Genomic DNA, 25485 nt, shown 5'->3' on the forward strand with positions numbered 1-25485 from the left:
CCGTCAGGCCGCGCAGTCGCGGCAGATCGGGTTGCCGTTCTTCTCCGTGGCCAGCTGGCTGCGGTGGTGCACGAGGAAGCAGCTCATGCAGGTGAACTCGTCCGCCTGCCTGGGCAGCACCCGGACCGACAGCTCCTCATTGGAGAGGTCGGCTCCGGGCAGTTCCAGGGACTCGGCCTGGTCGAACTCGTCCACGTCGACCGTTGAGGTCGACTTGTCGTTCCGCCTGGCCTTCAGTTCCTCGATGCTGTCCTCGTTGACGTCATCGTCGGTCTTGCGTGGGGTGTCGTAATCAGTAGCCATGTATCGCTCTCCCCCTCTGGGTGTCTGCGGTGTCTCCAGCGCACGTAACGCATGGGAGGCCGGTCTTGTGCCCGGCCCGAAGCGGAGATTTTGCCTTACATCAAGTGCCGTTACTCAATCGACACCCAACCGCACCCCCGAAGAGGTGATCGCATCCGCTGCCGGTGATGACCGGAAACGGCCCACTTGTCGCACCTTGCTCGCGCCTCCACGTGTACTTCCCGTGATCATGACCTGCGGAAACATGGATTTTTCCGCTCTTTTCCCGGAGGTCGCAATCACGCAGAGTACCCGAGGCCGGAATCGTATGTGTGATCGCTCACAGCATGCCCCGGGGGCGCGCAGACCGCAAAATTCCGCGCAAAGCGAACACGCCCCCGGGGGTGTCGTGGGACTGCTCACACGGGGATGACGACCCGCATGACCAGGCCACCTCCCTCGCGGGGGACCGCGGAGATCGTGCCGCCGTGGGCCCGGGCGACGGACTTGGCGATGGAGAGCCCGAGACCCGCGCCCTTGTCACTGCCCGTGCGCTCGTTGCCCAGCCGGCGGAACGGTTCGAACAGATTGTCGATCTCGTACGCGGGGACGACCGGCCCCGTGTTGGTGACCGTCAGGACCGCGGAGCCCGGCTCGATGCCGGTGGTGACCTCGACCCAGCCCGCCTCGGCGACGTTGTACCGGACGGCGTTCTGCACCAGGTTCAGCGCGATGCGCTCCAGGAGCACCCCGTTGCCCTGCACGACGGCCTCGCCCAGCGCCGCGCGCAGCTCCACGCCCTTGGCGGCGGCCTCGCTGCGGGTCTGCTCCAGCGCCTGGGTGGCCGCCTCCGCGAGGTCCACCGGCTTGCGGTCGACGATCTCGTTGTCGCTGCGGGCGAGCAGCAGCAGGCCCTCGACCAGCTGCTCGCTGCGCGTGTTGGTGGCGAGCAGGTTCTTGCCCAGCTGCTCCATGTCCGGGGAGGCGTTGGGGTCGGCGAGCTGGACCTCCAGCAGCGTGCGGGTGATCGCCAGCGGCGTTCTCAGCTCGTGGGAGGCGTTGGAGACGAAGCGGCGCTGGGCGTCGAAGGACCGCTCCAGGCGCTCCAGCATGTCGTCGAAGGTGTCGGCCAGTTCCTTGAGCTCGTCGTCCGGGCCGGTCAGGTGGATCCGCTGGGTCAGGTCGGAGCTCACCACGCCGCGCGCGGTGCGGGTGATGCGGCCCAGCGGCGCCAGCACCCGGCCGGCCAGCAGGTAGCCGAAGGCGAAGGCGAGCACGGCGAGGCCGATGAGCGCGAAGAGCGAGCGCTTGAGCAGGACGTTCAGGGCGGTCTCGCGCTGCACGGCCAGGCAGTGGACGTACGCCTTGTTGAAGGCGTCCGGGTTGGTCGGGCCGGTGGGCAGCTCGGGGCACAGCCCGGTGAGCGACAGCCGGCCCGCCTCGACGTGGAACTGTGCCTCGGTGCCCTGGCGGATGGCCTGGGCCGCCAGCATGTAGATGATCCACAGCAGTATCACTCCGGCGATCAGGAACATGCCGCCGTAGAGCAGGGTGAGCCTTATCCGGATCGTGGGCCGCAGCAGCGGCATCGGCCGGGCGGCCGGCTTCGGGTCCCAGGTGGGCTTGGGCGGGATGGCCTGCGAGGCGGGCGGTGTCGTCGGCGAGGACGAGGGCGCGGGCACGGCGGATCAGATCCGGTATCCGGAGCCGGGGACGGTGACGATCACCGCGGGCTCCCCGAGCTTGCGGCGCAGGGTCATGACGGTGACCCGCACGACGTTGGTGAAGGGGTCGGTGTTCTCGTCCCAGGCCTTCTCCAGCAGCTGCTCCGCGGAGACCACGGCACCCTCGCTGCGCAGCAGCACCTCCAGCACCGCGAACTCCTTGGGTGCCAGGTGGACCTGCCGGCCCTCCCGGGTCACCTCGCGGCGGTTGGGGTCGAGCTTGATCCCGGAGCGTTCCAGCACGGGCGGCAGCGGCGCGGTCGTACGGCGTCCCAGGGCCCGTACCCGGGCGGTGAGCTCGGTGAAGGCGAAGGGCTTGGGGAGGTAGTCGTCGGCCCCCAGCTCCAGGCCCTCGACGCGGTCGCTGACGTCGCCCGCGGCGGTCAGCATCAGCACGCGGGTCGGCAGGCCCAGTTCCACCAGCTTGCGGCACACGTCGTCCCCGTGGACGAGCGGCAGGTCGCGGTCGAGGACGACGACGTCGTAGTCGTTGACCCCGATCCGCTCCAGGGCGGCACCGCCGTCGTAGACGACGTCGACGGCCATGGCCTCACGGCGCAGTCCGGTGGCTACCGCATCGGCGAGCAGTTGCTCGTCCTCGACGACCAGTACGCGCAAGGCGCTGTTCCTTCCCTAGGCACTTCTCAAAGAGCCGTGCACGGCCCGCCTGTGCAGGCCGAACGCCCCTCCATCCTGCACCGGACCGCCGTAAAACAGGGGTAAGAGGGCTCGGCACGGAATTCTTCGCGTCCCGGAGGTTTCCCCTCCGGCGGGCCTGGGGAGGACGACTGCACACCCCCGATCACGCCCGCAGGGCGTCCGCAACTCCCGTGGCAGTGGCCGCTGTGTGATCCGAGGGGTCTCCCGACAAGACCTGTGAACGACCCCGCACATCGCACGAACCCGAATATCCCTGTGTCAACCCACGACGACGAGGGGGCGCCACCTGATGGACGCATTCACCACTGGAATCCTGCAGCGCATACACAGCACCGAATCCGACCTTCTGCGCGCCCGCGAGGACGGGGACGAGTTCCTGGCCGAGGTCGAGGAGGCCGAACTGGCCGACCTCCGCCGCCTCGCCGCCGAGCACGGCGTCCAGGTGCTGCCCAAGATCGCCTGAGATCGCCGGACGGCACAGCCCGAACGCCGCGCCCCGGACACCTGGACAGGTGCCGGGGCGTTCGCGTGCCCGCCGCCGGGGGCCTGCGACGGGCCTCAGTCGTGCCAGGCGCCGAGTTCGTCGAGCAGCCGCTGCAGGGGCTCGAACAGCCCCGGCGGGGCCGCGACGGTGAGCTCCGTGGCCTCCGGCGCCCCCGGGCGGCCCCCGGTCAGGGCGCCGGCCTCGCGGGCGAACAGGGCGCCCGCCGCGTAGTCCCACGGGTTGAGGCCGCGCTCGTAGTAGGCGTTGAGGCGGCCGCAGCCCACGTCGCACAGGTCGATGGCGGCGGATCCCCCACGGCGTATGTCCCGCACCTGCGGCACCAGCTCGCGCAGCACCCTCGCCTGCCCCACGCGGCGCTCCTTCAGGTAGCCGAAGCCGGTGCCGATCAGCGCCTGGTCCAGCGGGGGAGCCGGCCGGACCGTGGCCTGCCGGTCGTTGACCCACGCGCCCCGGCCCAGCACCGCGCGGTAGCTCTCGCCGCGCATGGGGGCCTCGACGACCCCGACGAGCGTCTCGCCGTCCCGCTCGACCGCGATGCTCACGGCCCACGACGGCAGGCCGTAGAGGTAGTTCACGGTGCCGTCCAGCGGGTCGATGACCCACCGGACGCCGCTGGTGCCGGCGGTGCTGGCGCCCTCCTCGCCGAGGAGCCCGTCGTCCGGGCGGCGCTCGGCGATGAAGGAGGTGATCAGCTTCTCCGCGGCGATGTCCATCTCGGTGACGACGTCGATCGGGCTGCTCTTGGTGGCGGCCACGCCGAGGTCGGCGGGGCGGCCGTCGCGCAGCAGCTCGCCGGCCCTGCGGGCGGCCTCGAGGGCCACGGCCAGGAGTTCGTCCTTGAGGTGGTCGGTCACGGCACTCCTCGTGCGTTGGGGTAGGTCGGTCACTCGGCGCCCGCGGCTGCGGGCCGGGGGCTGCGGGCCGGGCAGCACCCCACGGGGCACACGTCGTGGCTGGGCCCGAGCGCGCCCAGCGCACACCGCTCGGGGGCCAGGCCCCGCTCGGTGGCCGCGCGCTCCAGCACCAGCTCGCGGACGGCGGCGGCGAAGCGCGGGTCCGCTCCCACGGTGGCCGCGCGGGCGACGGGCAGGCCCAGTTCGGCGGCCTTGGCGGTCGCCTCGGTGTCGAGGTCGTACTTGACCTCCATGTGGTCGGAGACGAAGCCGATCGGCACCATGACGGCGGCGGGGGCGCCGGAGGCGTGCAGCTCCTCCAGGTGGTCGCAGATGTCGGGCTCCAGCCACGGGATGTGGGGGGCGCCGCTGCGGGACTGGTAGACGAGCTTCCACGCACGGTCGGTGCCGGTGGCCTCGCGCACGGCGTCGGCGATCACCCGGGCGGTGTCCAGGTGCTCGGCGACATAGGCGCCGCCGGCTCCGTCCTCGGTGTGGTCCTCGGGCCGGCCGGAGGTGTCCGCGGCCGCGGTGGGGATCGAGTGGGTGCTGAAGGCCAGGTGCGCCCCGTCACGGACGTCCTCGGGCAGCGCGGCGAGGGCGGTCAGCACCGCGTCGACCATGGGCCGGACGAAGCCGGGGTGGTTGAAGTAGTGCCGCAGCTTGTCCACCCGGGGCACCGCGCGGCCCTCGGCCTCGAGGGCGGCCAGGGAGTCGGCGAGGTTCTCGCGGTACTGCCGGCAGCCGGAGTAGGAGGCGTACGCGCTGGTGGCCAGGACCAGCACGCGGCGGTGGCCGTCCTCGGTCAGCTCGCGCAGGGTGTCGGTCAGGTAGGGCGCCCAGTTGCGGTTGCCCCAGTAGACGGGCAGGTCGAGGCCGTGCTCGGCGAAGTCCTTGCGCAGCGCCTCCAGCAGCTCGCGGTTCTGCGCGTTGATGGGACTGACCCCGCCGAAGAGGAAGTAGTGCTGCCCCACCTCCTTCAGCCGCTCGCGGGGGATGCCACGGCCGCGCGTGACGTTCTCCAGGAAGGGGACGACGTCGTCGGGCCCCTCGGGCCCCCCGAAGGACAGCAGGAGCAGTGCGTCGTACGGAGCGGCGGCGCCGGCCCCGGTGTGATCGGACATGCTCCGATCCTGCCACCCGGCGGTGACGGCCGAGGAACCGGCGAAAATCGCTTGCGCCCGCTTTGTAAGCTGTGTGACGCAGTCACATTCCTTACTCCAGCCCCTTGAGACGTCGGCGACGAAGCCGTGGAGCACCCGTGTCCAGTCCCTATCGCGCGATCTTCTCCACCCCGGGGACCAGGGGTTTCTCGGCGGCCGGTTTCATCGGCCGGATGCCGCTGTCCATGCTCGGCATCGGCATCGTGACGATGATGTCCCAGGTCACCGGCCGCTACGGGATCGCGGGCGGGCTCGCGGCCACCCTGGCGCTGGCCGCGGCGGCGCTGGGCCCGCAGGTCTCCCGCCTGGTCGACCGGTACGGCCAGCGCCGGGTGCTGCGCCCGGCCGCCGGGATCACGGTGCTGGCGGTGGCGGGCCTGCTGGTCTGCGTACGGACCGGGGCCCCGGACTGGACGCTCTTCGCGTGCGTCGCGCTGGCGGGGACGACACCGAGCCTGGGCGCCATGGTGCGGGCGCGCTGGGCGATGATCCACCGGGGGTCGCCCGCGCTGCTGCACACCGCCTACTCCTTCGAGTCGGTCGTCGACGAGGTCTGCTTCATCGTGGGCCCGATCCTGTCGATCGGGCTCTGCACGATCTGGTTCCCGGAGGCGGGGCCGCTGCTGGCGGTGCTCTTCCTGGCGGCCGGGGTGGTGCTGCTGACCGCGCAGCGCGCCACCGAGCCGCCGCCGCACCCGCGCGAGCAGCACACCCCGGGTTCCGCGCTGCGCTCGCGCGGACTGCAGGTGCTGGTGCTGACCTTCGTCGCGACCGGGGCGATCTTCGGAGCCGTGGACGTGAACACCGTGGCCTTCGCCGAGGAGCAGGGCCACAAGGCCGCGGCGAGCGTGGTGCTGGCCGTCTACGCGGCGGGATCCTGCCTCGCGGGGGTGCTTTTCGGCCTGATGAAGCCGAAGGGAACGGCCTCCCGCCGCTTCCTGCTGGGCGTGGCGGCCATGGGCGTGAGTATGATCCCGCCACTACTGGTCGGGAACTTGCCGTTCCTGGCCGTGGCGCTGTTCGTCGCGGGCCTGTCCATCGCACCGACGATGGTCACCACCATGGCCCTCGTCGAGCAGTTGGTACCGCGCGCGAAGCTGACCGAGGGCATGACGTGGACGAGCACGGGACTCGCGGTCGGTGTGGCGCTCGGCGCCTCTCTTGCCGGGTGGGTGATCGACGCGGCGGGGGCCCGGGCCGCGTTCGCGGTGCCCGCCTCCGCCGCGGCGCTCGCCGTGGTGGCGGCCTTCCTGGGGTACCGCCGGCTGGAGCCGGCGCCTGAGCTGGAGGGATCGCGTACGCATGGCTACGACGAGCAGGACCGCCGGGAAGACCACATGGCGTAACTGGGCGGGCAACGTGCGGGCCCTGCCCGCACGGACCGAGTCGCCCGCCTCGGTGGACGAACTGGCGGCCGTGGTCCGCAAGGCGGCCGCGGACGGGCTTCCGGCCAAAGCCGTGGGCACCGGGCACTCCTTCACTTCGACGGCGGCGACCTCGGGCGTGCTGATCAGGCCCGAGCGCTTGACCGCGGTGCGGGGCATCGACCGCGAGGCCGGCACGATCACGGTGGAGGCGGGCGTCCAGCTCAAGCACCTCAACGCGATGCTCGCCGCCGAGGGCCTGTCGCTCACCAACATGGGCGACATCATGGAGCAGACCGTGGCGGGTGCGACCAGCACCGGCACCCACGGCACGGGCCGCGACTCGGGCTCCATAGCCGCCCAGATCAAGGCGCTGGAACTGGTGCTCGCCGACGGTTCGGTGCTCACCTGCTCGGCGGACGAGAACGCGGAGGTCTTCGCCGCCGCCCGGATCGGGCTGGGCGCGCTCGGCGTGGTCAGCGCGATCACCTTCGCGGTGGAGCCGCTCTTCCTGCTCACCGCGCGCGAGGAGCCCATGCGCTTCGACCGGGTGGTCGCCGAGTTCGACCAACTGGTGGAGGAGAACGAGCACTTCGAGTTCTACTGGTTCCCGCACACCGACGGCTGCAACACCAAGCGGAACAACCGCAGCCAGGGTCCCGCCGCCCCGGTCCCGGGGGTACGCGGCTGGATCGACGACGAGTTCCTGTCCAACGGGGTCTTCCAGGCGGCCTGCGCCGTGGGCCGGGCCGCCCCCTCCCTCATCCCGGGCATCGCCCAGGTCTCCAGCCGGGCACTGTCGGCCCGCAGTTACACCGACGTCCCGTACAAGGTGTTCACCCACCCACGACGTGTGCGTTTCGTGGAGATGGAGTACGCGGTGCCGCGCGGTGCCGCGGTGGAGGTGCTGCGCGAACTGAAGTCCATGGTGGAGTCCTCGGAGTTCAGGATCAGCTTCCCCGTGGAGGTGCGGGTCGCCCCTGCGGACGACATGGCGCTGTCGACGGCCTCGGGCCGGGACACCGCCTACGTCGCGGTGCACATGTACCGCGGCAGCCGGTACCAGGAGTACTTCACGGCGGTCGAGCAGATCATGACCGCCCATCAGGGGCGCCCCCACTGGGGCAAGATCCACACCCGGGACGCGGACTACTTCGCCAAGGTCTACCCCCGCTTCGCGGAGTTCACCGCCCTGCGCGACCGGCTGGACCCGGAGCGGCTGTTCCGCAACGACTACCTGCGGCGGGTGCTCGGCGAATAGTTCCACTTGTGGGGTTTTTGTGAAGATCCCGCCCCAACTCCCTTGGCGTGCGCGAAGTTCGACGGCGCGGCGCCCCACCGACGTGGCCCAAATGGAGTACTGTGACAAATCCTGGCTCCGGGGGGAGACGGCGCACTCGTCCCGGGGTGCCGTCGATCGAACCGGAGACACTTGACGCCGAGTGGTTCGTTTGGTCACTCAGCGTCGCGAATAGGTAACCGTGCCATAACGGCGAGTCACGGCACATGCCCGACACGCCGGGAAACTCAGCAAGGTTGTGGCAGGCTGCACCCGGGCAGGTCACACTCGTCCATCGGGAGCAGCGACGCACGTGACGTCGGCAGGCACCACCCGGGAGGTAACCGTGCCCGAACTGCGTGTCGTGGCTGTCAGCAACGACGGCACACGACTGGTGCTCAAGGCTGCCGACAGCACGGAGTACACGCTCCCGATCGACGAACGCCTGCGTGCCGCCATCCGCAACGACCGCGCGCGGCTGGGCCAGATCGAGATCGAGGTCGAGAGCCATCTGCGCCCGCGCGACATCCAGGCGCGGATACGAGCCGGTGCCACCGCCGAAGAGGTCGCTCAGCTCGCCGGGATCCCGGTGGAGCGCGTCCGGCGTTTCGAGGGCCCCGTGCTGGCGGAGCGTGCCTTCATGGCCGAGCGCGCCCGCAAGACCGCGGTGCGGCGTCAGGGCGAGAGCACCGGTCCGCAGCTCGGTGAGGCGGTCGCCGAACGGCTGCTGCTGCGCGGCGCCGAGAAGGACAGCGTCCTGTGGGACTCCTGGCGCCGCGACGACGGCACCTGGGAGGTGCTCCTCGTCTACCGGGTGGCCGGTGAGCCGCACTCGGCGAGCTGGACGTACGACCCGCCGCGCCGGCTGGTGCAGGCCGTGGACGACGAGGCGCGCGCACTCATCGGGGAGACCTCCCAGGAACCGGCGCAGGAGCCGAGCTACCCCTTCGTGCCGCGGATCGCACGGCTCCCGCGCGACCGGGCGCTGGACCGGCCCGAGCGCCCCGAGCGGGCGGAACGCACGGCCGAGGAGCGGGCGGAGGAGGAGCGCGACTCCCTGACCAGCCTCCTGGAGGCGGTCCCCAGCTTCCGCGGCGACATGGTCGTGCCGGCCCAGGCGGGGCCGCCCTCCACCACGCCCGACGCACCGGCCGCGGCGGTCACGGAGGAAGCCCCCGACACGTCCGTGACGGAGGAGGAGGCGCCGCCGGCCCCCGCCGCGAGCGCCGGCGCGGGCTCGGCGTACGCCGACGTCCTGATGCCACGTTCGGTCGGCGCCCACCGCGACCGGCTGGTCGGGTCCACCGACCGCCAGGCCGAGGCGGACGGGGTCCGGCCGGGGCGGCGGGCGACGGTGCCCAGCTGGGACGAGATCGTCTTCGGGAGCCGGCGCAAGAAGCAGGACTGACCGGGGCACGGCGCCCTCTGGGGGTGCCCCGGTGCCGTCCTCCGTGCGGCCCCTGCGCGAAAGCCGGGTGCCGGCCTCGCGTCAGCCCGGTTGCGGCCCGGTCGCCACGTCGCGGCCCGCCGCGGACCACTCGCTCCACGAGCCCACGTAGAGCGCCGCAGGGATGCCGGCGACGGCCAGAGCCAGCACCTCGTGCGCGCCGGAGACACCGGAGCCGCAGTAGACCCCGACCTCGGCTCCGGGTGCGGCGCCGGCCTTGCCGAAGCGCGCCGCGAGTTCGTCGGGGGCGAGGAAGACTCCGGTGCCCGGCACGACGTTCTCCGTGGTCGGGGCGTTGACCGCGCCGGGGATGTGGCCGGCGACCGGGTCGATGGGCTCGGTGTCGCCCCGGTAGCGCTCCGCAGCCCGGGCGTCCAGGAGCACACCGCGACGGGCCAGCGCGGCCGCTTCGTCGGCGGTGAGCACGGGAAGCCCGCCCGGTGCGGCGGTGAAGTCGCCGTCCTCGTCGGCGGGGACGTCCGTCTCCAGGGGCAGTCCCGCCGCCGTCCACGCCGCGAGCCCGCCGTCCAGGACGCGCACCCGCTCGTGCCCGGCCCACCGCAGCAGCCACCAGGCGCGCGCCGCGCCCCAGCCGAGACCGCCGTCGTAGACCACCACCTCGCGGTCCGGGCCGACGCCCGCGCGGCGCATGGCGGCGGTGAACACGGCGACGTCCGGCAGGGGATGGCGCCCGGCCGCCCCAGGCGGACCGGCGAGTTCGGCGTCCAGGTCGACGTAGTGGGCGCCGGGCAGGTGACCGGCCTCGTACGCGGGCCGGCCGGGCGGACCGCCCAGTTGCCAGCGGACGTCCAGAAGGGCGGCGCCTCCCGGGGAGCCCTTCGGCAATGCGGCCAATTCGGTTACGGTAATGACAGGATGCATAAGCCCATTGTGGTCACCCGGCGCGGGAAACCTGCGGCGCGACCCCGGTCTGCGGCACACCCGGTGGTGCGAGCATCGCTGCGGCACTTCCCCTGCAAGCCCGAGCGTTGCTCCCCAGGAGAGAATCGATGACCGAGGTAGGGAACCGCCACCCGCACGGCACCCCGTGCTGGGTCAGCCTGCTGGCTCACAGTGTAGAGGCCACGCAGGAGTTCTACAGCCACCTGTTCGGCTGGGAGTTCCACCCCGGTCCGCATTCGCTGGGCCCGTACGTACGCGCCACGCTGGGCGGGAAGAGCGTGGCCGGCATCGGCGAACTGCCGGGCGACCGGCACCTGCCGGTCGCCTGGACGACCTACTTCGCCGCGGACGACGCCGACAAGACCGCCGAGCTGATCCGGATCTGCGGCGGCACGGTGGGCGTCGGCCCCCTGGACGCGGACGACGCCGGACGGCTGGCCGTCGCCTCGGACCCGATGGGCGCGGTGTTCGGGGTCTGGCAGGCCCGGCACCACCGCGGGACCGAGGTCACGGGCGAGCCGGGCGCGCCGGTGTGGAACGAGCTGGTCACCCGCGACACCTCGCTGGTCGGCAAGTTCTACTCGGTGGTGTTCGGGCTGGAGACCGACGCGGTCGTCTCTGCCGGCTTCGACTACCTCACCCTCCACCTCGCCGGCCGTCCGGTCGCCGGCATCCACGGCGTCGGCCGGGCGCTGCCGCGTGACCGCGGGGCGCACTGGATGACGTACTTCGAGGTCGCCGACACCGACGCCGCCGCCCGCCAGGTGCTGGAGCTGGGCGGCAGCGTCATCCGCACGCCGCGCGACTCCGAGTACGGCCGGCTGGCGACCGTGGCGGACCCCGAGGGCGCCGTCTTCACCGTGATCCGCTCCCGGCCGCAGCAGGGCGGCGGCACGCAGTAGCGCCGGCTAGCCGACCGGCAGGACGTCCGGCGAGATCGCCGCCGCACGCGCCGCGGCCGCGGTCATCCGCCGGATGTGGTGACGGCGGCAGAGCACCTCGTAGCCGATCTCCGTGCCGGGACGGTTGACGTCGCCGATGACGACCTGCTCCCCCTCGACCACCATCTTCCCGCCCACCGTACGGGCGTTGTGCGTCGCGCGGGCACCGCACCAGCACAGGGCCTCGACCTGGAGCACCTCTATCCGGTCGGCCATCTCCATCAGCCGCTGGGAGCCGGGGAAGAGCTTGGTGCGGAAGTCGGTGGTGATCCCGAAGGCGAAGACGTCCAGCCGCAGGTCGTCGACGATGCGCGCCAGCTGGTCGATCTGGTCGGGGGTGAAGAACTGGGCCTCGTCGACGATGACGTAGTCGGCGCGGGCACCGCCGGACAGGTGCGTGACGAGGTAGCCGTAGAAGTCGAAGTCGTCGGTGGCCTCGACGGCCTTGGTCTCCAGGCCGAGCCGGGACGACAGGACGCCCTCGCCGGCGCGGTCGTTGCGGGTGAAGATCAGGCCCTCCAGGCCGCGTGCCGAGCGGTTGTGCTCGATCTGCAGGGCGAGGGTGCTCTTCCCGCAGTCCATCGTTCCGGAGAAGAACACGAGCTCAGGCATGAGGAGGCGGCGGCCTTTCGGGGCGGGTCGGGGCGGAGGGCGGCGGGGCGGGGGTGGGCGCGGTGCGTCAGGTGCGGACTTCGAGCAGTGGCACCAGCTGCTCCACGGGGGTCATCGAGCCGTGCAGGCCGACCATGGTGGACTCCCCCGGCTCGGACCGGGTGGCGACGATCGCGATGTCGTCCCGGGCGACGGCGACGACGTCGCCGATGCGGCCGCGCACCCGGTCCTCCACGACGGGGCCGAACCAGCCCGCGGCGATCGCCTCTTCGCGGGAGGCCACCCACATCTGCTCGCCGAGCACCTCGCTCCAGACCGCGTACACGTCCGCCGCTGCGCCGGGCACGGCGTAGACGTGGCGGGCCCGGGCCTCGCCGCCGAGGACGGCGACGCCGGCGCGCAGCTCCCAGTCCTCGTCGAAGTCGATCCGCGACTCCGGGTCGAAGGGGATGTCGATCATGCCGTGGTCGGCGGTGACGTAGAGGGCGCTGCGCGGCGGGAGCTGCTCGGCGAGCCGCTGGGCGAGCCGGTCGGCCATCATCAGCTGGCCGCGCCAGGCGTCGGAGTCGACGCCGTGCCGGTGACCCATGGAGTCCAGCTCGCTGTAGTACGTGTAGACCAGCGCCCGGTCGGACGCGGCGAGCCGCTCGGCGGTGAGGTCCATGCGCTCCTCGCCGGTGAGCCGCCCGAGGAAGGTGCCGCCGCTGAGGGCGATCTTGGTCAGCGGGGTGTGCTCGAAGGTGGGCGAGGTCACCTGGCAGGTCTCGATCCCGGCCTCCTGGGCGAGCCGGAAGACCGTGGGGTAGGGCTGCCAGCCGTACGGGTCGGTCCACGGCTGCCAGCGCAGCTGGTTCATCAGCTCGCCGGTGTCCGGGTTCAGCACCGTGTAGCCGGCCAGGCCGTGCGCGCCGGGCGGCAGCCCGGTGCCGACGGAGGCGAGCGAGGTCGCGGTGGTGGAGGGGAAGCCCGCGGTGATCGGCCGGCCGCCGCCGGTGGCCGGGCCGTTCATCAGGGAGGTGAGGAAGGGCGCCTCGTCGGGGTGCCGGCGGATCAGTTCCCACCCCATGCCGTCGACGAGGAACACGCAGACCCGGTCGGCGGGCGCGAGGTCGAGCGCCGTCCGCGGGACACCGGGGATGCCGAGCCCGGCGGCGACCGCGGGCAGCAGGTCGCTCAGGGAGCCGCTGCCGTAGCGGGGGGCGGGCGCGGCGTACGGATCCAGCGGTTCGTAGGAGGGGGCGGGATGGACCATCAGGAGGCCGCGCCCGCGGTCGCCTCGGAGAGCGCCTGCGCGAAGGCGAGGGCCTGGCGGACGGTCTCGGGGCCGTCGCCCGCCTCGCTGACCCGCAAGCTGAGGTCGTCGGCGGTGGAGGAGCCGGTGTAGCCGTGGTCGGCCTCGCAGTTGGGGTCGCCGCAGGCGGCGGGCTCCAGGTCGATGCGGCTGACCGCGCCCCAGCCGATGGTCAGCACGACCTCGCGGGGCAGGGTGCCCGGGGTGTACGACTCGGGGTTGGCGACGACCCTGCTCAGTACGACCGACGAGATCCGCTCGAGCTTGACGGACTCGGTGGAGGTGGTCGCGTAGGGGCTCGGGGAGGTGTCGTCGGCGCTCTGCTCGTCGGTGTGGCTGACGATGAAGCGGGTGTCGGTCAGGACCAGGACGGTGACGTGCCGGCGGACCTCGTTCGCGTCGAAGGTGGTCTCCTGGTGGACCAGGTACGACGCGACCGGCTCCCCACCGACGGAGGCCTCCACGGCCTCGGCCACGAGGGCGGGGTAGTAGCCGCTGCGCTCGATCGCCGCGCGCAGCCCCTGGGTCGTCGTACCGGTCTTCGCCATGGCGACCATCCTAGTGCGGAGCATGTGTTCAGAAGGACGACAGTGCGCGAGGCCCGAGGTCCGTGCGGGCCGGGGGCCGCGCGAGGCGCACGGAGGCGCCGAGCACGGTGAGGCCTGCGGGGGCCACCACGACCGGCTCGAGGTCGACGCAGACCACCTCGGGCAGGTCGTCGACCAGCATCGACACGCGCAGCAGCAGCTCCTCCAGGGCGCCCGTGTCCACCGGCTCCGCGCCGCGCCACCCGAACAGCAGCGGCGCCGCCTTGATGGAGCGGACCAGCTCGGCGACGTCCCGGTCGGTCGCCGGGACCAGCCGGTGCGCCATGTCGTCGAGGAGTTCGGAGGGGGCGCCGGCGATGCCGAAGGAGAGCACGGCGCCCGCGGCCGGGTCCACGGTGGCGCGTACGACCGTGTCGACGCCGCGCGGCGCCATGGCCTGGACGACCAGGTGCAGCTCCTCGGGCTTGCCCAGCCGGGCGGTCAGCTCCCCGAAGGCTCGGCTGAGGTCGTCCGGGTCGGCGATGTCCAGGCGTACGCCGCCGAGGTCGGCGCGGTGCCGCAGGTGGGGCGCGGTGGTCTTGAGGGCGACCGGGTAGCCGAGCCGGCTCGCCGCCTCCAGGGCCGCGTCGATCCCGGGGGCGGGCAGCGTGGGCCGCGCCGCGACGCCGTAGCGGGCCAGCAGGTCGGCGGCGGCCCTGTCGTCGAGGGTGACGCCGTGGGTGTCCCCGGCGGGCTCCCCGGCCTCGTCCAGGAGGCGGGTCACGTCCTGGCAGGCGCCCGCCTCGTCGACGTCCTCGAACTCCGGCACCCGGCCGGGGACCTGGGCGTCCCTGCGCCACCGGGCGTAGGCGGCGGCCCGGGCCAGTGCCTTCACGGCCCGCTCGGCTGCGCTGTAGGCGGGGATGCGGACGGCCGCCAGGCGGGTGGCCATGGCCTCCAGGGCGGTGTGCACGATCACGACGGGCTTGCCGGTCCCGGCCCCGTCCGCGGCGGCGTGGAGGGCCTCGGCCAGCGCGGGGTCGTCGCTGCTCGCGGGGGCCTCGGCGAGTTCTGAGCCGACGCGCGGGATGGCGGTGACCACCACGGCGTCGTGGTCGGGGTCGGCGAGGGCCGCGGTGAGGGCCGCCCGGAAGTCCTCGGGGCCGGCGGCGGTGGTGAGGTCGAGGGGGAGGCCGGGCTCCAGGCCCGCGGTGAGGCAGGCGTCGTAGGTGAGCAGCCCGAGGGACTCGGAGTTGCCGAGGATCGCGACGCGGGGTCCCGCGGGCAGCGGCCGGCACGACAGCAGCAGTCCGGTGTCGAGGAGTTCGGTGACGGTGTCGGTGCGGATGACGCCGGCCTGCTGCAGCAGGGCGGAGACGGTGCTGTCGGGGATGCGCGCGGGGGGCACCGCGTGTCCGGGCGGGGCGGCGGCCGAGTGCCTGGCGCCCTTGACCACGACGACCGGTTTGACGGCGGCGGTGCGCCGGGCGAGGCGGTAGAACTTCCGCGGGTTGCCGAGGGTTTCGAGGTAGAGCAGGGCGACGTCGGTGGCCGGGTCGTCGTACCAGAACTGCAGGATGTCGTTGCCCGAGACGTCCGCCCGGTTGCCCGCCGAGACGAAGGACGACAGCCCGGCGCCGCGCCGGCGCAGCCCGGACAGCATCGCGATGCCGATGGCTCCGGACTGGGTGAACAGCCCGAGCCGTCCGGCGTCGGGGGTCTCGGGCGACAGGGAGGCGTTGAGCCGGACGTCCTCGGCGGAGTTGAGGATGCCGAACGCGTTGGGGCCGATGACGCGCATGCCGTACGTGAGCGCCTGCCGTACCAGGGCGCGCTGCCTGCGGCGGCCCTCGGCGCCGGACTCGGCGTAGCCGGAGGAGATCACCAGCAGGCCGAGGACGCCGTGCCGGCCGCACGCGTCGACGACCTCGGCGACCTCGTCGGCGGGCACGGCGATCACGGCGAGGTCGACGCCGCCGGGGATCTCGGCGACGGAGCGGTGCGCGGGGACGCCTTCGGGTTCGAGGATGCGCTGGTCCTCGGGGAACGAGCGGTTCACGGCGTGGACGCGGCCGGTGTAGCCGCCCGCGACGATGTTCCGGAGGACTCCGCGGCCGACGCCGCCCGGCCTGCGGCCGGCGCCGATGACGGCGACCGAGGCGGGGGCGAGCAGCCGCTGGACGGAGCGGGCCTCGGCGCGCTGCTCGCGGGCGCGCATGACGGCGAGGGACTGCTCGGTGGGCTCCAGGTCGAACTCGAGCCGGACGACGCCGTCGGTGAAGCTGCGCTGCTGGGTGTAGCCCGCGTCGGTGAAGACCTTGATCATCTTGCGGTTGGCGGGCAGCACCTCGGCGATGAAACGGCGGATGCCGCGCTCCTGCGCCACCGCGGCGATGTGCTCCATCAGGGCGGAGGCCACGCCGCGGCCCTGGTGGGCGTCCTGGACGAGGAAGGCGACCTCGGCCTCGCCGTCGTCGGTGCGGTCGTAGCGGACCGTCGCGATGAACTCTCCGCCGACCAGGGCCGCCAGGCCGACGCGGTCGCGGTAGTCGTGATGGGTGAAGCGGTGCACGTCCCGGTCGGAGAGCCGGGGGTAGGGCGCGAAGAAGCGGTAGTACTTGGACTCGTCGGAGACCTTCTCGTAGAAGCTCACCAGCCGTCCCGCGTCGTCCGGCGCGATGGGCCGGACGTGGGCGATCCCACCGTCGCGCAGGACCACGTCCGCCTCCCAGTGGACCGGGTAGTCGCGCTCTGCGTCGGACGGCGTCGTCATGGCCCAAGCGTACGGGCACCCGGCCGCCGCGGAACCGGTGCGACGATGTGGTGACGGACCGGTGTCCGAGGCATGGCAGACTGGTCTAGACCTCCCAGGAACGACCCGAAGGGCAACACCATGGCTGAGCGCCGCGTCACCATCGGCTGGGCCGAGGGCCTGCACGCACGTCCCGCTTCGATCTTCGTCCGTGCCGCCACCGCCGTGGGTGTGCCGGTCACCATCGCGAAGGCGGACGGCGCCCCCGTCAACGCCGCCTCGATGCTCGCCGTGCTGAGCCTGGGCGTGGCCGGCGGCGAGGAGGTCGTGCTCGCCACCGACGCCGAGGGTGCGGACGCCGCCCTGGACGGCCTGGCCAAGCTCGTCTCCGAGGGGCTGGACGAACTCCCCGAGACCGTCTGACACCGCGCGCAGCCGCCGTACGGCAAAAGGGGCGGGGTCCCCGTCGAAATCCGGCCGGATTTCGCGGACCCGCCCCTTCGTCATTGCGTCGCCATTTCCGGGCAGGGCGGAGCGCAATGCGCCACGGAAATACCTCCGCACACAATTCCCCACTTTGTATACGGCACTACTGTTAAACCCGGCCGCGCGAAATGTGTACGGCGTGTTTCCGGTTCCTCACCGTGCCGCGGCGCCGCGCCCCGTGCTCTCCGGACGGCGCAGCCGGTGCACCGCCGTCGCCCGCTCCACATGGGCCGCCGTCAGCCGCCGGGCCCGCTCCGCGTCACCGCGCGCCACCGCGTCCACGACCGCCCCGTGCTCCTCCCAGGACTCCATGGCGCGGTCCGGGGTGTCCACCGCGTACACCCAGGCGATCTTGTGTCGCAGCTGGGTCAGCAGCGCCACCAGGGTCGGGCTGCCCGAGGCCTGCGCCAGCGTCTCGTGGAACCAGCCGTCCAGCGCGGGCAGGTCCGACAACTGGCGCCGCAGGGAACGCTCCTGGCCCAGCCGGACGAGTCCGCGCAGCACCTTCACATGGGCCTCGGTGCGCCGCTGCGCCGCCCGCGCGGCGCCCAGCGGCTCCAGCAGGGCACGGATGTCCAGCAGGTCGGCCGCCTCCTGCTCGGTCGGCTCGGCGACGGACGCCCCGGCGTGCCGGCGGGTCCGTACGAAGCCCTCGGACTCCAGGGTGCGCAGCGCCTCGCGCACCGGGACCCGGGAGACCCCGTAGCGCTTGGCCAGCTGCTCCTCGGTGAGCCGGCTCCCCGGCGCGAAGAACCCGCTGACGATGTCGTCACGGATCGCCGTGCACACCGCCCGGGCCGAATTCCGGCGGCCCGCACCGCCGGTCCCGTTCACGTCCGACCCCACATCGCAGGTTTCCTTTCGGTGCGCGCCGACGTCCGTCCTGCAATCCGCGCGCAACGGAGGAGCCGGCGTTTCTGCCGCGACTCTATTCCAGTGGGGCGCCGATTCCGACGGCCGTCCTGAATTCATGGAGCGTTTTTGGACACACCCGCGGCCGGCAGGCACCGGCATGCCGAAGGCCCCGGCGGGGGAACCGGGGCCTTCGGGTGGGGGGAGGGGAATGGCTCAGATGCGGACGCCCTTGGAGCGCAGGTACGCCAGCGGGTCCACGTCGCTGCCGTAGGAGGGGGCCGTACGCGCCTCGAAGTGCAGGTGCGGCCCGGTCACGTTGCCGGTGGCACCCGACAGGCCGATCCGCTGCCCCGCGGAGACGGTCTGGCCCACGGACACGCCCAGCGAGGACAGGTGGCCGTACTGGGTGTACATGCCGTCCGCGTGGCGGATCACGATGTTGTTGCCGTACGAGCCGCCCCAGCCCGCCTCGACGACGGTGCCGGCGCCGGCGGCGTGCACCGGCGTGCCGACGGAGGCCACGAAGTCCACACCGGTGTGGTAGCCGGAGGACCACAGGCTGCTCGTCGCGCGGTAGGGCGTGCCGATGGAGCCGGCGACGGGCAGTGTCCAGCCACCGAGCGTGCCGCGGCCCGCCGCGGCGCTCCGCGACGCGTGCGCGGTGCCGCCCGCCCGGGCCGCCTTGGCCTTGGCGGCCTTGGCCGCGGCCTCCTTGGCGGCACGTTCACGGGCGGCGCGCTTGGCCTTGGCGACGTGGGCGTCGTGGCGCTTCTGTGCGACGACGGCCGCCCGGTGCTGGGCCGACGCCTGGTCGGCGAGGTGCGTGGCCAGGTCCCCGGCGACGGCGGCGCAGCGGGCGAAGGCGGAGCCCCCGGTCCCGGCGTCGGCGGCCGCGGCGGGCACGACGAACGCGCCGGTGGTGACGGTGGTCAGCGCGGCGGCGCCGGCCAGGGTGGAGCGAATGGAGAACGACGCCATGGGCAGGCGGAGATCCTTTCCTTCCTTCTCGCCTACCGGGTTAGCTGACGGGTTCGGAGCAGGAAGGTCTCCTACGGGCGGCGGCACGCCGCCCGATTCACCCCAGGGACTTCTCGTGTGGGTCCCCGGCTCCCCAGGCTCACGCCCGACGGGGACTCGGCGATCGTTGCTCCGGTGCCGCGGGAGGCGGCTGCTTCCGCCGGGCAACCCGAGGACGCTAACCGCGCGTTGCTCCCGTCTCCAAAAAAATCCGGCAATATGTGCGGGATGCCACACCGGACGCCAACCGGTCGCAACCGTCCGCAATACCGCGCCGCCCCGGCCCCCGGCGGTATGCGCGCTTCCGGGAGCCCCGGCGCGGCCGCGCGACGCCGCGGTGCGGGCCGCGTGACCGGCGTCACGGAGCGGCCCTGCCGTCCGGGGCCCGGCGGCGGCACCACGTACGTAGGGTCACGGGATGACCACGACACCAGGAGCGGCCGCCGACGCCGCCCGCGCCGCCGAGGACTTCCTGCGCGCCTTCCACGACCGGATGCCCGGCCGCCAGTCGAAGGGGGCCGAGGCCGCCCCCACCCGCGACGGGCGGACCGGTTACGAGGTGCTGGCCGAGCGCGTCGCGGGCGCCCGGCGGGTCCTGGACCTCGGCTGCGCGGACGGCGCCCTGCTGGAGCTGCTCGCCGGGCGCGGCGCCGAAACGGCGGGCGTCGACCTGTCGGAGGGCGAGCTCGCCCTCGCCCGCCTGCGGCCCGCGCTGGCCGGCGCGGATCTGCGGCAGGGGCGTGCCCAGGAGCTGCCGTTCCCCGACGCCTCGTTCGACGCCGTCGTCTCCCACATGGCGCTGATGCTGATGTCGGACCCCGACCGGGTGGTGGCCGAGGCGGCGCGGGTGCTCGCGCCGGGCGGCACGTTCGCGGTCGCCGTCGGCGGCGGCTCCGTGCCCGGCGAGGCCGTGGAACTGTTCCTGGAAGTGGCCGTGCCGTACTTCCGGGCGGCACCGCCGGAACGCCGCGTCCCGCGGCTGGGCGACCGCAGGACACGGACCCGGGAGGGTCTCGACGGGCTCCTCGCACCGCTGGGCTTCGCGCCGCTGTCCTGGGAGACGGTCGTCATGGCCATGGACGGGACGCCCGACGAGGTCTGGTCGACCCTCAGCGGGATGTTCTACGACATGGAGGTCCTGGACGAGGAGCGGACCGCGCAGCTGCGCGCCGAGTTCCTGGAGCACGCGCGCGCCCTGGCCGGGCCCGGCGGGCGCATTCCGTGCGGCATGCGGGTCCATGTGGCGGCGGCCCGCCTCGGCCGCTGAACGGCCACCGGCACACCGCGGCCCCGGGTGCCTCGAGGGCGCCCGGGGCCGCGGTGGGCAATACCGGTCAGCCGCCCGTGACGACCTCGACCGGGCCGATGCCCAGCTCGCGGATCGGGTCCGCGATGACGGAGGCGTCGCCGACGAGGACGACCACGAGCCGGTCCAGCGGGAACGCGTTGACGGCCGCGGCCGTCGCCTCGACCGTGCCGGTGGCGGCCAGACGCTCGTAGAGCCGCGCCTGGAAGTCGTCCGGCAGGGACTGCTCGACCTGGTCGGCGAAGGTGCCGGCCACAGCGGAGGCCGTCTCGTAGCGCAGCGGTGCCACGCCCACCAGGTTCTGCACGGCGGCGTCGCGCTCCTCGTCGGTGAGGCCCTCCGCCGCCAGGGTGCGCAGCACCTGCCAGGTGTCGGCCAGCGCGGGCGCGGTGACGTCGGTCGCCACGGACCCGCTGATGCCGAGCAGGGAGACGCCGGTGCCCTCGGGAGTGGAGAGCAGCACCTGCCCGAAGGCACGCACGCCGTACGTGTAGCCCTTCTCCTCGCGCAGGACGCGGTCCAGGCGCGAGGTCAGCGTGCCGCCGAGGCAGTACGTGCCGAGCACCTGGGCGGCCCAGACCGGGTCGTGGCGGTCCGCGCCGGCACGGCCGATGAGCACCTGGGTCTGGACGGACCCGGGCCGGTCGACGATCACGACGCGACCGGTGTCGTCCGCGGTGATCGCGGGCAGCGGGCGACGCTCGGCGGGCTTGCCGCTCCACTCCCCCAGCGTGCTCTCCAGCAGCGCCTCCAGGTCGATCCCGGCGAGGTCGCCGACCACGACGACCGTCGAGGTGGACGGCCGTACGTGCGTGTCGTAGAAGGCACGGACCGCGGCCGCGTCGATGCGCGCGACCGTCTCCTCGGTGCCCTGGCGGGGCCGGGAGCAGCGCAGGTCGGCGGCGAAGAGCTCCTTGGACAGCGCCATGGCGGCGCGCCGCGCGGGGTTGGCGAGCTCGTGCGGGATCTCGTCGAGGCGGTTGCGCACCAGCCGCTCGACCTCGCCGTCCGGGAACGCCGGGGCGCGCAGCGCGTCGGCGAGCAGACCGAGGGCCCTGTCGAGCCGGGAGACGGGGACCTCCAGGGAGACCCGGACCCCGGCGTGGTCGGCGTGGGCGTCGAGAGTGGCCCCGCAACGCTCCAGCTCGGCGGCGAACTCCTCGGCGCTGTGCTTGTCGGTGCCCTCGGAAAGGGCCCGCGCCATGATCGTGGCGACGCCGTCCAGGCCCTCGGGCTCGGCGTCGAGCGGCGCCGCGAGCAGCACCTCGACGGCGACGACCTTCTGGCCGGGCCGCCGGCTGCTCAGCACCGTCAGTCCGCCCGGCAGCGTGGAGCGCTCGGGGGCCGGGAAGGCCCAGGGCTTGGGCTGACCCGGCCGGGGCTGCGGGTGGAACGTCATGGTGGTGTGGACGTCGGTCACTGGTCCGCGCCCTCCTCGTCCTCGTCGGAGTCCTCGCCGGCGGCGGCCGCGGAGCCGGTGGGCTCGTAGACCAGCGCGGCGCGGTTGTCGGGCCGCAGCGTGGCCGCGGCGACGGCGCGCACCTCGTCGGCGGTGATGTCCAGGATGCGCTTGACGGCGGTCAGGGCCAGCTGCGGGTCGCCGAACAGCACGGCGTACCGGCACAGTTCGTCGGCGCGGCCGCCGACGGTGGCGAGCCGGTCCAGCCACTCGCGTTCGAGCTGGGCCTGGGCCCGCTCCATCTCCTCGGGGGTCGGGCCCTCCTCGGCGAAGCGGGCCAGTTCCTCGTCGACGGCCGCCTCGATGGCGGGCACCTCGACCCCGCTGGAGGTCTTCACGTCGAGCCAGCCGAGCGACGGCGCCCCGGCCAGCCGCAGCAGGCCGAACCCGGCCGCGACGGCGCTGCGGTCCCGGCGCACCAGGCGGTTGTGCAGCCGCGAGGACTCACCGCCGCCGAGAACGGTCAGCGCCAGGTCCACGGCGTCGGCCTCGCGGGTCCCGTCGTGCGGCAACCGGTAGGCGGCCATCAGCGCGCGCGAGGGGACGTCCTCCTCGACGACCTCGCGGAGCTGCCCTCCCATCACCCCGGGGAGTGAACCGTCACGCGGCGCCGGCTTGCCGTCGTGCGACGGGATGGTGCCGAAGTACTTCTCGATCCAGGCGAGCGTCTGCTCCGGGTCGATGTCGCCGACGACCGCGAGGACGGCGTTGTTCGGCGCGTAGTACGTCCGGAAGAAGGCGCGCGCGTCCTCCAGGGAGGCGGCGTCCAGGTCCGCCATCGAACCGATGGGGGTGTGGTGGTACGGGTGGCCGTCCGGGTACGCCATCGCCGTCAGCCGCTCGAAGGCGGTGCCGTAGGGGACGTTGTCGTACCGCTGGCGGCGCTCGTTCTTGACCACGTCGCGCTGGTTGTCCAGGCTCTCCAGGTCCAGCGCGGACAGCAGGCTTCCCATGCGGTCGGCCTCGAGCCAGAGCGCGAGCTCCAACTGGTGGGCCGGCATGGTCTCGAAGTAGTTGGTGCGCTCGAAGCTGGTGGTGCCGTTGAGGGAGCCGCCGGCGGACTGGACCAGTTCGAAGTGGCCGTTGCCCTTGACGTTCGCCGAACCCTGGAACATCAAGTGCTCGAAGAGGTGGGCGAGTCCGGTACGGCCCTTCACCTCGTGGCGGGAACCGACGTCGTACCAGAGGCAGACCGCGGCGACCGGGGTGAGGTGATCCTCGGAGAGCACGACGCGCAGGCCGTTGGCCAGGCGGTGCTCGGTCGCGGTGAGGCCGCCGGATTCTGCCTCCGGCGTGGCCGTGTGACCCATGGGCAAGCTGTCCTTCCGGTCGCGTACTCGTTGTTTTGTGCTGAGACCTGCCACTCTAGGCAGCGGACAAACGGCCCGCGAAGTTCCCGTCACCGCCACGTATGAGCCGGGGGGGTGGTCCGGACTGTCGGTGGGGCGGTCCACAATGGTCCGCGTCAGTCCCGTGTCCTTATCCGATGAGGTCCAGCCGAAGGAGCAGCGCCCTGATGGCCCGCCGCACCACGAAGACCCCGCCGCCGGACGATTTCGAGGAGCGCATCCTCGACATCGACGTCGTCGACGAGATGCAGGGGTCCTTCCTCGAGTACGCATACTCGGTCATCTACTCGCGCGCGCTCCCGGACGCCCGCGACGGGCTCAAGCCGGTGCACCGCCGGATCGTGTACCAGATGAACGAGATGGGGCTGCGCCCCGAGCGCGGCTTCGTGAAGTGCGCCCGCGTCGTCGGCGAGGTGATGGGCAAGCTCCACCCGCACGGCGACGCCTCGATCTACGACGCGCTGGTGCGCATGGCCCAGCCGTTCTCGATGAGCGTGCCGCTGGTCGACGGCCACGGAAACTTCGGCTCGCTCGGCAACGACGACCCTCCGGCCGCGATGCGTTACACGGAGTGCCGCACGACCCCGGCCGCGATGCTGATGGTCGAGTCGATCGACGAGGACACCGTCGACTTCACGCCGAACTACGACGGCCAGGAGCAGGAGCCGGTGGCCCTGCCGGCCGCCTACCCCAACCTGCTGGTCAACGGCGCCTCCGGCATCGCGGTCGGCATGGCGACCAACATGCCGCCGCACAACCTCGGCGAGGTCATCGCCGCCGCCCGCCACCTGATCCGGTACCCGAACGCGGACCTCGAGACGCTGATGCGCCTCGTCCCCGGCCCGGACCTGCCGACCGGCGGCCGGATCGTGGGCCTGGACGGCGTCCGGGACGCCTACGAGACCGGCCGCGGCACCTTCAAGATCCGTGCCACGGTGGCCGTGGAGGACGTGACGGCCCGCCGCAAGGGCCTGGTGGTGACCCAGCTGCCGTTCACGGTCGGCCCGGAGAAGGTCATCTCCAAGATCAAGGACCTGGTCGGCTCGAAGAAGCTGCAGGGCATCGCGGACGTCAAGGACCTGACCGACCGCGAGCACGGGCTGCGGCTGGTCATCGAGGTGAAGAACGGCTTCCACCCCGAGGCCGTCCTGGAGCAGCTCTACAAGCTGACCCCCATGGAGGAGTCCTTCGGCATCAACAACGTGGCGCTGGTCGACGGCCAGCCGCTCACGCTGGGCCTGAAGGAGCTCCTGGAGGTCTACCTCGACCACCGCTTCGAGGTCGTCCGGCGGCGCAGCGAGTTCCGCCGCGGCAAGCGCCGGGACCGTCTCCACCTGGTGGAGGGCCTGCTGGTCGCCCTCGTCGACATCGACGAGGTCATCTCGATCATCCGCTCCAGCGACAACGCCGCCCAGGCCAAGGAGCGCCTCATCGAGCGCTTCGCGCTGTCGGAGATCCAGACCCAGTACATCCTCGACACCCCGCTGCGCCGGCTGACCCGCTTCGACCGGGTTGAACTGGAGTCCGAGCGCGACAGGCTGACCGCGGAGATCGAGGAGCTCACCCGGATCCTGGAGTCCGACGCCGAGCTGCGCAAGCTGGTCAGCGCCGAGCTGGCGGCCGTCGCCAAGAAGTACGCCACCGACCGCCGCACCCTGCTGATGGAGCCGGGCGCGGCACCCGTCGCGGCCGTGCCGCTGGAGGTCGCCGACGACCCGTGCCGCGTGCTGCTCTCCTCCACGGGGCTGCTGGCGCGTACGGCGAACGGCGAGGCGCTGACCCCGGGCGACGGCAAGCGGGTCAAGCACGACGTGATCCTCTCGGCGATCCCGACGACGGCACGCGCCGACGTCGGTGTGGTCACCTCCACCGGGCGCCTGCTGCGGATCGCCGTGATCGACCTGCCGATCCTGCCGGAGACCTCCGGCGCGCCGAACCTGGCGGGCGGGGCGCCGCTCGCGGAGTTCCTGTCGCTGGAGCCGGACGAGCAGGTGCTCTGCCTGACCACGCTCGACGAGTCCTCCCCGGGCCTGGCGCTCGGTACCGAGCAGGGCGTGGTCAAGCGCGTCGTACCGGACTACCCGGCGAACAAGGACGACCTGGAGGTCATCGCGCTCAGGGAGGGCGACCGCATCGTCGGCGCGGTGGAGCTGCGCACCGGTGAGGAGGACCTGGTCTTCATCACCGACGACGCCCAGCTGCTGCGCTACCCGGCGGGCCAGGTGCGTCCGCAGGGCCGGCCGGCCGGCGGCATGGCCGGCATCAAGCTGACGGACGGCGCGAAGGTGATCTCCTTCACCGCGGTCGACCCGTCGGCCGACGCCGTGGTCTTCACCCTCGCCGGGACCCGCGAGACGCTCGCCGGGGCCGAGGAGGGCACGGCCAAGCTCACGCCGTTCGACCAGTACCCGCGCAAGGGGCGGGCGACCGGCGGTGTGCGCTGCCAGCGCTTCCTGAAGGGCGAGGACATGCTGCTGCTCGCCTGGGCCGGCGGCACCCCGGCCCGTGCCGCCACCTCCACCGGTGCTCCGGCCGACCTCCCGCCGAAGGACCCGCGCCGGGACGGCTCGGGCGTGGCCCTCACCAAGCGCGTCGCGGTGGTCGCCGGGCCGGTGTGACCGGCACGCCCGCAGCGATGAGGGGCGCGGCACCCGGTTGGGGTGGGGCGCC

Annotated in this window: 22 protein-coding genes and 1 riboswitch; of the genes, 8 read left to right on the top strand and 14 right to left on the bottom strand. The window is 72.9% G+C overall.

Going from position 1 to position 25485, the window contains the following annotated elements:
- Window positions 1-3 precede the first annotated feature (3 nt).
- From ACFW3D_RS05570 to ACFW3D_RS05580, 3 genes are all read right to left on the bottom strand, one after another.
- The gene (locus ACFW3D_RS05570; RefSeq protein ID WP_018561848.1) at window positions 4-303 is read right to left on the bottom strand and encodes a DUF4193 domain-containing protein; all 300 of its coding nucleotides are present in this window, start codon (window positions 301-303) and stop codon (window positions 4-6) included.
- A 398-nt stretch (window positions 304-701) separates the two neighbouring features.
- The gene (locus tag ACFW3D_RS05575) at window positions 702-1964 is read right to left on the bottom strand and encodes a sensor histidine kinase (RefSeq protein ID WP_500501624.1); all 1263 of its coding nucleotides are present in this window, start codon (window positions 1962-1964) and stop codon (window positions 702-704) included.
- Between the two features lie 6 nt (window positions 1965-1970).
- On the bottom strand, window positions 1971-2624 hold the full coding sequence (locus ACFW3D_RS05580; protein WP_500501627.1) for a response regulator transcription factor: 654 nt from the start codon (window positions 2622-2624) through the stop codon (window positions 1971-1973).
- A gap of 331 nt (window positions 2625-2955) precedes the next feature.
- Between ACFW3D_RS05580 and ACFW3D_RS05585 the strand changes: the two genes are divergently transcribed.
- Window positions 2956-3129, top strand: coding sequence for a hypothetical protein (locus tag ACFW3D_RS05585; protein ID WP_018561851.1), 174 nt, complete (start codon window positions 2956-2958; stop codon window positions 3127-3129).
- 95 nt (window positions 3130-3224) lie between these two features.
- Here ACFW3D_RS05585 and ACFW3D_RS05590 read toward each other — a convergent pair whose 3' ends face one another.
- Window positions 3225-4025, bottom strand: coding sequence for an inositol monophosphatase family protein (locus ACFW3D_RS05590; protein WP_500501630.1), 801 nt, complete (start codon window positions 4023-4025; stop codon window positions 3225-3227).
- 29 nt (window positions 4026-4054) lie between these two features.
- Window positions 4055-5188 carry a ferrochelatase gene (locus ACFW3D_RS05595; protein WP_500501633.1) on the bottom strand — a complete coding sequence of 378 codons (1134 nt, stop codon included), beginning with the start codon at window positions 5186-5188 and terminating at the stop codon, window positions 4055-4057.
- 137 nt (window positions 5189-5325) lie between these two features.
- Here ACFW3D_RS05595 and ACFW3D_RS05600 point away from each other — a divergent pair, with 137 nt between their 5' ends.
- From ACFW3D_RS05600 to sepH, 3 genes are all read left to right on the top strand, one after another.
- Window positions 5326-6573, top strand: a complete 1248-nt coding sequence (locus ACFW3D_RS05600; protein WP_500501636.1) for an MFS transporter — start codon at window positions 5326-5328, stop codon at window positions 6571-6573.
- On the top strand, window positions 6530-7852 hold the full coding sequence (locus ACFW3D_RS05605; protein ID WP_500501638.1) for a D-arabinono-1,4-lactone oxidase: 1323 nt from the start codon (window positions 6530-6532) through the stop codon (window positions 7850-7852). The genes ACFW3D_RS05600 and ACFW3D_RS05605 overlap by 44 nt, the downstream gene beginning before the upstream one ends.
- 331 nt (window positions 7853-8183) lie before the next feature.
- Window positions 8184-9278: a septation protein SepH gene (sepH, locus tag ACFW3D_RS05610; RefSeq protein WP_500501640.1), complete on the top strand. Its 1095-nt coding sequence runs from the start codon at window positions 8184-8186 to the stop codon at window positions 9276-9278.
- Between the two features lie 81 nt (window positions 9279-9359).
- Here the strand turns inward: sepH and ACFW3D_RS05615 are convergent, their stop codons facing one another.
- Window positions 9360-10199, bottom strand: coding sequence for a sulfurtransferase (locus ACFW3D_RS05615; RefSeq protein WP_500501643.1), 840 nt, complete (start codon window positions 10197-10199; stop codon window positions 9360-9362).
- 128 nt (window positions 10200-10327) lie between these two features.
- Between ACFW3D_RS05615 and ACFW3D_RS05620 the strand changes: the two genes are divergently transcribed.
- Entirely contained in the window at window positions 10328-11122 is a 795-nt protein-coding gene (locus ACFW3D_RS05620) for a VOC family protein (protein WP_500501645.1), read from the top strand.
- A 6-nt stretch (window positions 11123-11128) separates the two neighbouring features.
- Here the strand turns inward: ACFW3D_RS05620 and ACFW3D_RS05625 are convergent, their stop codons facing one another.
- The 4 genes from ACFW3D_RS05625 to ACFW3D_RS05640 form a co-directional block, all read right to left on the bottom strand.
- The gene (locus ACFW3D_RS05625; protein WP_500501647.1) at window positions 11129-11773 is read right to left on the bottom strand and encodes a thymidine kinase; all 645 of its coding nucleotides are present in this window, start codon (window positions 11771-11773) and stop codon (window positions 11129-11131) included.
- A gap of 67 nt (window positions 11774-11840) precedes the next feature.
- Window positions 11841-13025 (bottom strand): alkaline phosphatase family protein, encoded by a 1185-nt coding sequence (locus tag ACFW3D_RS05630; RefSeq protein ID WP_500501650.1) that lies wholly within the window; start codon window positions 13023-13025, stop codon window positions 11841-11843.
- Complete coding sequence (locus ACFW3D_RS05635) at window positions 13025-13612, bottom strand: DUF5998 family protein (protein WP_500501653.1); 588 nt, start codon at window positions 13610-13612, stop codon at window positions 13025-13027. The genes ACFW3D_RS05630 and ACFW3D_RS05635 overlap by 1 nt, the downstream gene beginning before the upstream one ends.
- A gap of 28 nt (window positions 13613-13640) precedes the next feature.
- Window positions 13641-16364 (bottom strand): bifunctional acetate--CoA ligase family protein/GNAT family N-acetyltransferase, encoded by a 2724-nt coding sequence (locus ACFW3D_RS05640; RefSeq protein WP_500501656.1) that lies wholly within the window; start codon window positions 16362-16364, stop codon window positions 13641-13643.
- 120 nt (window positions 16365-16484) lie between these two features.
- On the opposite strand from ACFW3D_RS05640, the gene ACFW3D_RS05645 reads away from it, so the two are divergent.
- A complete protein-coding gene (locus ACFW3D_RS05645) occupies window positions 16485-16766 on the top strand; it encodes an HPr family phosphocarrier protein (RefSeq protein WP_500501658.1) in 282 nt (93 codons plus the stop codon).
- Between the two features lie 216 nt (window positions 16767-16982).
- On the opposite strand, the gene ACFW3D_RS05650 is transcribed toward ACFW3D_RS05645, so the two are convergent.
- Together ACFW3D_RS05650 and ACFW3D_RS05655 are read right to left on the bottom strand one after the other, a co-directional pair.
- Window positions 16983-17675: a GntR family transcriptional regulator gene (locus ACFW3D_RS05650; RefSeq protein WP_500501661.1), complete on the bottom strand. Its 693-nt coding sequence runs from the start codon at window positions 17673-17675 to the stop codon at window positions 16983-16985.
- 222 nt (window positions 17676-17897) lie between these two features.
- The gene (locus ACFW3D_RS05655; RefSeq protein WP_500501664.1) at window positions 17898-18662 is read right to left on the bottom strand and encodes a M23 family metallopeptidase; all 765 of its coding nucleotides are present in this window, start codon (window positions 18660-18662) and stop codon (window positions 17898-17900) included.
- A 15-nt stretch (window positions 18663-18677) separates the two neighbouring features.
- Window positions 18678-18834: riboswitch (cyclic di-AMP (ydaO/yuaA leader) on the bottom strand.
- 285 nt (window positions 18835-19119) lie between these two features.
- Here ACFW3D_RS05655 and ACFW3D_RS05660 point away from each other — a divergent pair.
- Window positions 19120-19968, top strand: coding sequence for a class I SAM-dependent methyltransferase (locus ACFW3D_RS05660; protein ID WP_500501666.1), 849 nt, complete (start codon window positions 19120-19122; stop codon window positions 19966-19968).
- A gap of 67 nt (window positions 19969-20035) precedes the next feature.
- On the opposite strand, the gene ACFW3D_RS05665 is transcribed toward ACFW3D_RS05660, so the two are convergent.
- Complete coding sequence (locus tag ACFW3D_RS05665) at window positions 20036-21406, bottom strand: M16 family metallopeptidase (RefSeq protein WP_500501696.1); 1371 nt, start codon at window positions 21404-21406, stop codon at window positions 20036-20038.
- A gap of 17 nt (window positions 21407-21423) precedes the next feature.
- Window positions 21424-22776: a M16 family metallopeptidase gene (locus ACFW3D_RS05670; protein WP_500501669.1), complete on the bottom strand. Its 1353-nt coding sequence runs from the start codon at window positions 22774-22776 to the stop codon at window positions 21424-21426.
- A 206-nt stretch (window positions 22777-22982) separates the two neighbouring features.
- Here ACFW3D_RS05670 and ACFW3D_RS05675 point away from each other — a divergent pair, with 206 nt between their 5' ends.
- Window positions 22983-25433, top strand: a complete 2451-nt coding sequence (locus ACFW3D_RS05675) for a DNA gyrase/topoisomerase IV subunit A (RefSeq protein ID WP_500501699.1) — start codon at window positions 22983-22985, stop codon at window positions 25431-25433.
- Window positions 25434-25485 lie beyond the last annotated feature (52 nt).

Source organism: Streptomyces sp. NPDC058864 (genome assembly GCF_042742985.1).
In the GTDB taxonomy this organism is placed as follows: Bacteria; Actinomycetota; Actinomycetes; order Streptomycetales; family Streptomycetaceae; genus Actinacidiphila.

What these genes read in the sequence shown, in the direction of transcription:
- ACFW3D_RS05635 (WP_500501653.1), bottom strand. Translation starts at nt 13,612, where the DNA reads ATGGCGAAGACCGGTACGACGACCCAGGGGCTGCGCGCGGCGATCGAG.
- ACFW3D_RS05570 (WP_018561848.1), bottom strand. Translation starts at nt 303, where the DNA reads ATGGCTACTGATTACGACACCCCACGCAAGACCGACGATGACGTCAAC.
- ACFW3D_RS05630 (WP_500501650.1), bottom strand. Translation starts at nt 13,025, where the DNA reads ATGGTCCATCCCGCCCCCTCCTACGAACCGCTGGATCCGTACGCCGCG.
- ACFW3D_RS05645 (WP_500501658.1), top strand. Translation starts at nt 16,485, where the DNA reads ATGGCTGAGCGCCGCGTCACCATCGGCTGGGCCGAGGGCCTGCACGCA.
- ACFW3D_RS05640 (WP_500501656.1), bottom strand. Translation starts at nt 16,364, where the DNA reads ATGACGACGCCGTCCGACGCAGAGCGCGACTACCCGGTCCACTGGGAG.
- ACFW3D_RS05615 (WP_500501643.1), bottom strand. Translation starts at nt 10,199, where the DNA reads ATGCATCCTGTCATTACCGTAACCGAATTGGCCGCATTGCCGAAGGGC.
- ACFW3D_RS05670 (WP_500501669.1), bottom strand. Translation starts at nt 22,776, where the DNA reads ATGGGTCACACGGCCACGCCGGAGGCAGAATCCGGCGGCCTCACCGCG.
- ACFW3D_RS05660 (WP_500501666.1), top strand. Translation starts at nt 19,120, where the DNA reads ATGACCACGACACCAGGAGCGGCCGCCGACGCCGCCCGCGCCGCCGAG.
- ACFW3D_RS05665 (WP_500501696.1), bottom strand. Translation starts at nt 21,406, where the DNA reads ATGACGTTCCACCCGCAGCCCCGGCCGGGTCAGCCCAAGCCCTGGGCC.
- ACFW3D_RS05595 (WP_500501633.1), bottom strand. Translation starts at nt 5,188, where the DNA reads ATGTCCGATCACACCGGGGCCGGCGCCGCCGCTCCGTACGACGCACTG.
- ACFW3D_RS05605 (WP_500501638.1), top strand. Translation starts at nt 6,530, where the DNA reads ATGGCTACGACGAGCAGGACCGCCGGGAAGACCACATGGCGTAACTGG.
- ACFW3D_RS05625 (WP_500501647.1), bottom strand. Translation starts at nt 11,773, where the DNA reads ATGCCTGAGCTCGTGTTCTTCTCCGGAACGATGGACTGCGGGAAGAGC.
- ACFW3D_RS05675 (WP_500501699.1), top strand. Translation starts at nt 22,983, where the DNA reads ATGGCCCGCCGCACCACGAAGACCCCGCCGCCGGACGATTTCGAGGAG.
- ACFW3D_RS05585 (WP_018561851.1), top strand. Translation starts at nt 2,956, where the DNA reads ATGGACGCATTCACCACTGGAATCCTGCAGCGCATACACAGCACCGAA.
- ACFW3D_RS05620 (WP_500501645.1), top strand. Translation starts at nt 10,328, where the DNA reads ATGACCGAGGTAGGGAACCGCCACCCGCACGGCACCCCGTGCTGGGTC.
- ACFW3D_RS05655 (WP_500501664.1), bottom strand. Translation starts at nt 18,662, where the DNA reads ATGGCGTCGTTCTCCATTCGCTCCACCCTGGCCGGCGCCGCCGCGCTG.